The 3,904-nt window shown below is 44.8% G+C and carries 5 protein-coding genes and 1 pseudogene; all 6 read right to left on the reverse strand.

Annotation, left to right across the window (positions count from 1 at the left end):
* Positions 1 to 53 precede the first annotated feature (53 nt).
* Positions 54 to 1,007 carry a chemotaxis response regulator protein-glutamate methylesterase gene (locus C4B57_04560; GenBank protein PXF55189.1) on the reverse strand — a complete coding sequence of 318 codons (954 nt, stop codon included), beginning with the start codon at positions 1,005 to 1,007 and terminating at the stop codon, positions 54 to 56.
* Positions 1,008 to 1,009: 2 nt separating this feature from the next.
* On the reverse strand, positions 1,010 to 1,450 hold the full coding sequence (locus C4B57_04565; protein PXF55190.1) for a hypothetical protein: 441 nt from the start codon (positions 1,448 to 1,450) through the stop codon (positions 1,010 to 1,012).
* Entirely contained in the window at positions 1,398 to 1,829 is a 432-nt protein-coding gene (locus C4B57_04570) for a response regulator (GenBank protein ID PXF55191.1), read from the reverse strand. Before C4B57_04570 ends, C4B57_04565 begins: the two co-directional genes overlap by 53 nt.
* Positions 1,830 to 1,877: 48 nt before the next feature.
* Entirely contained in the window at positions 1,878 to 2,732 is an 855-nt protein-coding gene (locus tag C4B57_04575; GenBank protein ID PXF55192.1) for a phosphohydrolase, read from the reverse strand.
* 15 nt (positions 2,733 to 2,747) lie between these two features.
* A pseudogene (locus C4B57_04580) lies at positions 2,748 to 3,229 on the reverse strand (chemotaxis protein CheD).
* A gap of 4 nt (positions 3,230 to 3,233) precedes the next feature.
* The gene (locus C4B57_04585; GenBank protein PXF55193.1) at positions 3,234 to 3,797 is read right to left on the reverse strand and encodes a hypothetical protein; all 564 of its coding nucleotides are present in this window, start codon (positions 3,795 to 3,797) and stop codon (positions 3,234 to 3,236) included.
* Between the last annotated feature and the right edge of the window lie 107 nt (positions 3,798 to 3,904).

The raw sequence follows: 3,904 nt of genomic DNA on the forward strand, positions 1-3,904 counted from the left end.
TCCGGATTATAGCTTCTGAAATTGTAGTTCATGAGGCCCTCAAAAAGCAATTATCATGTTGAAATTATATAATATTTTACCGAATTCGGCCTCATTTTGCAACTAATATTTGCGGGACAGACTCTTAGGAGCCCTTCTGCCCCATCTGCCCCCATACCGGTGAGTATGGCGCCGATCGAATTAGGGCCTGCATATTGGGCAGTTGACTTAAACAGTACGTCAACCGCGGGACGCTGATGGTGAACCATTGGACCAGTCTTGATCTCAACGTAATACCTGGCACCGCTCCTCCTCAGGATCATGTGGTAATTACCAGGGGCAATCAGTGCAAACCCCGGGTTTACAGAATCGTTATTTCTGGCCTCCTTTACCGTGATCTGACAGATATCATTCAATCTCTCTGCAAATGCCGTTGTAAACTTGGCCGGCATGTGTTGCACTACGACTATCCCCGGTGAATTGGAAGGCATCCTGGACAGGACATTCTTCAGCGCCTCTGTCCCGCCTGTAGAGGCGCCTATAGCGATAACCTTATTAGAGGTCTTTGAAAGGGCCTTTATCGGCTCAGACCTTACGGAAGCCGGTTGATTATCTGGATCCTTCCTTGCTATTTTTACCCTTGATGCGGCCCTGATCTTTTCTGCCAGTTGCGTACTCATATCCCCGACCGTATAAGAACCGCCAGGCTTTGCGATGACTTCCACTGCCCCGATATCTATGGCCTCTAACGTCAATTTTCCCCCTTTTGGTGTCAAGGAGCTGACTATGATTACCGGCAATGGATAATATCTCATCAGCTTCTTGAGAAATGTAAGACCGTCCATCTTCGGCATCTCGATATCCAGAGTGATCACATCAGGGTTGAGCTTTACGATCTTATCCCTGGCAACATAGGGGTCAGGGGCCGTTCCCACTACCTCAATATCGGGAAATTTTGAGAGTTCCTCAGAAAATATCTTTCTCACGATAGCGGAATCATCAACGATGAGTACCTTTATTCTTTTCAAGGTCACAGACTCCTCACTATCACACCGATCTTTCCATTATCAGAGTCAAAATCCATCCTGCAGATATCTTCCCCCGATTCAAGGTCTCCGGGTTCTTTAAATGATGGAGAAGACAGATTAAATACCTTCGTACTATCAAGTCTGCTCAGGAAACTCCCGCAGATCATATTGACCGCTTCCTTTGAGCAGTCTTCCATATCCTGCCCGGTAATCTCATCTTCCTTGAGCCCCAGCATGTTTTGAACCATGGCTTTTACTATACTCCTGGAAAGCAAGACCTTGACATCACCACTTATGGTCCCGTCAAAACTTATGGTGGCCTCCATATCATATTCATCATACCTGATATCCAGGGGTTCGAGAAAGATATAGAACATCTTCTCAAAGACCTCAAAAATCGAAGGTGTCATCGTCTCCCTTATCTTCTCCATATTCTCCTTCATCACTTACCCCTATAACCTCATAAAGGACTTTTTTTATCTCTTCAGGCAAAAAAGGTTTTTTTATGAAGCCCCTTGCCCCCAGATCGTAGGCATCCTGAATGCGTTTTTCACTGCCCTCTGTGCTTATCACTATAGTGGGAATTTCTTTAAGGAGGCTGTCCTTCTTCAGCTCCTCTAAAAGTTCTAATCCGTTCATCTCGGGCATATTTATGTCCGATATAATCACGTCCACCCAAGCCTTTGCCAATACATCCAGCGCCTCTCTACCGTTTCTGGCCTCAACACACTGATCCATCTTAAAGCCTGACATTGAAATGGTCTTCTTTATAACGGCACGCATTGACCTTGAGTCATCCACAATCAATAAATTGAAAGACATAGTAGCTCCTTAGTGACCGTTCAAAGGTTCAAGGTTCAGCGTTCAAGGTTACTCATTCTCCGCCAGGTCGAGCAATTCCTTTGCCTCATCCAGGTCTTTCAACAGCAGGACAATACTCTCCTCAAAGTCCCTCTGGCGAAGCCCGAATTTATTGATAACCTCTTTCAATCCCCTGTAGGCCAAGCCGTCCGCTCCGCCGCCGATCCCCATCATCATACAGGCCTGGTCTGCAAGATAGATAAGCCAGGGGATGCTATCGTCACCTTTTTCCATCAAGTCGGGTCTATGGTGATAGGTAATGGCGTCTCTTATCTCCTTGGGAAAGTTCCAGAGAGATGCTATTTCTCCGCCAAGTTCTGCATGATTAATGCCGATTACCTTTTCTTCCGCTTCAAGAAAGGCATATCCCTGATTCGAGACAAGATCCATGATCTCTTGAAACGACTCATGGACAAATTCCCCCAGCACAACCTTCCCGATATCATGTAGCAGACCTGCTGTAAAAAGCTCGGGGGCCTCACGATCATAGATCTTTTTGGCCAGAATCTGGGACATCAGGGCCACCCCTACGGAATGTTCCCACAGTTTGGTTGCCTCCCAGTAATACCCCTTGACCTTCTTATAGTATCTTGAGGTCCCTGCCGTATAGACTACATTGAGGATGTTTTTCCGTCCCAGATAGACGACTGCCTCGCGCGGGGAATTTACCTTGTACCGGATACCGAAATATGGCGAGTTGCACATTTTGAGGATATTTGCCGTTATTGACTGATCGTATTTAATGACATTGACCAGATCACCCACTGAAAAATCGGGATCACTGATCACTTCTGAGACCCTATGAACCGTTGCCGGGAACGCAGGGAGATTATTAATGGATTTTAGGATCTTGTCGCTGATCATAATAACCTCCGGTAGCTACAACTCCTCAAAGACATTAGCAGAATTCTTAACAAGGACCTTACCGGTAGAGATATGCAGTTGAACGGTCCGGTTATGGTTTTTACCGATGTCTTCGCCATTTATTATGACATTATTCCTCCAGAACATCTTTCTTAAGGCGGTTATGTTCTTCTGACCGATCCGAAAGTAGTTCATGTCATCCATGATACTGGCCCCGCCGGCAATCTTTACGATCATCCGCTTTTTTTCAGCCCCCAGCTTGTAACAGGATTTAAAAAGGAGAGGTATCCCAGTATCGGCAAACATTGCCGGATTTTTTTTGCCTTATTACCGTCAATCGATGAATCGGGAAGCATGTAGTGCAGGAGCCCTCCAACCTTTACGCTGGGGTCATAAACGGCCACACCGATACATGAACCAAGGGCATAAGTAATCAACACATCCCCTATATTCCCGCTTACCTTCAGATCTGAGATTCCAACTACAATCTGGTTCATAGGATTATTTACGATAGATACTTGGTTCGATAAATTTGAATCTATGCGTTAATCCGGTCAGACTTTCAGAATGTCCGATAAATAAATAACCTCCTTTCTTGAGACGGTCATAAAATCTGTTCACCAGGTTATTTTGTGTCACCTTATCAAAATATATCATTACGTTCCTGCAGAATATGACGTCAAAGATATTATTGGACTGTAGATCTTCCATGAGATTGAATCTCATGAATTTGACGATATCCCTTAGCTCCCTCTTTACACGATAATGTCCACTCCAGGCCTTCTGACCAATCTGGAAATATTTTCTGAGCAACTGAGTAGGAATATTCTTTACTCTTTCCTTTGGGTATATGCCGTCTACAGCGGTCTTAAGTACCTTTGTGGAGATATCAGTGGCCAATATCTTCATGTCTATATTATTTCCATTAACTAATTCACTTAATATTATAGCAATGGAATATGGTTCCTCTCCTGTTGAACAGCCTGCGCTCCACACCCTTAGCTTAGGCCTGCGGTGACCATTATTGGTTGTCTTTATAATATTGGAGCGTGTCCCGTAAATCATATCAGCCGAAGATTTCGATTCGGCCAAATTTTGGCCTTATGCCCCTCTGGACTTTCTGGAAATGCTGATTATTGAGATTCATTGTCATAAGAGCCTTATTCCACCCC

This window comes from Deltaproteobacteria bacterium (genome assembly GCA_003194485.1).
In the GTDB taxonomy this organism is placed as follows: Bacteria; Desulfobacterota; Dissulfuribacteria; order Dissulfuribacterales; family UBA3076; genus UBA3076.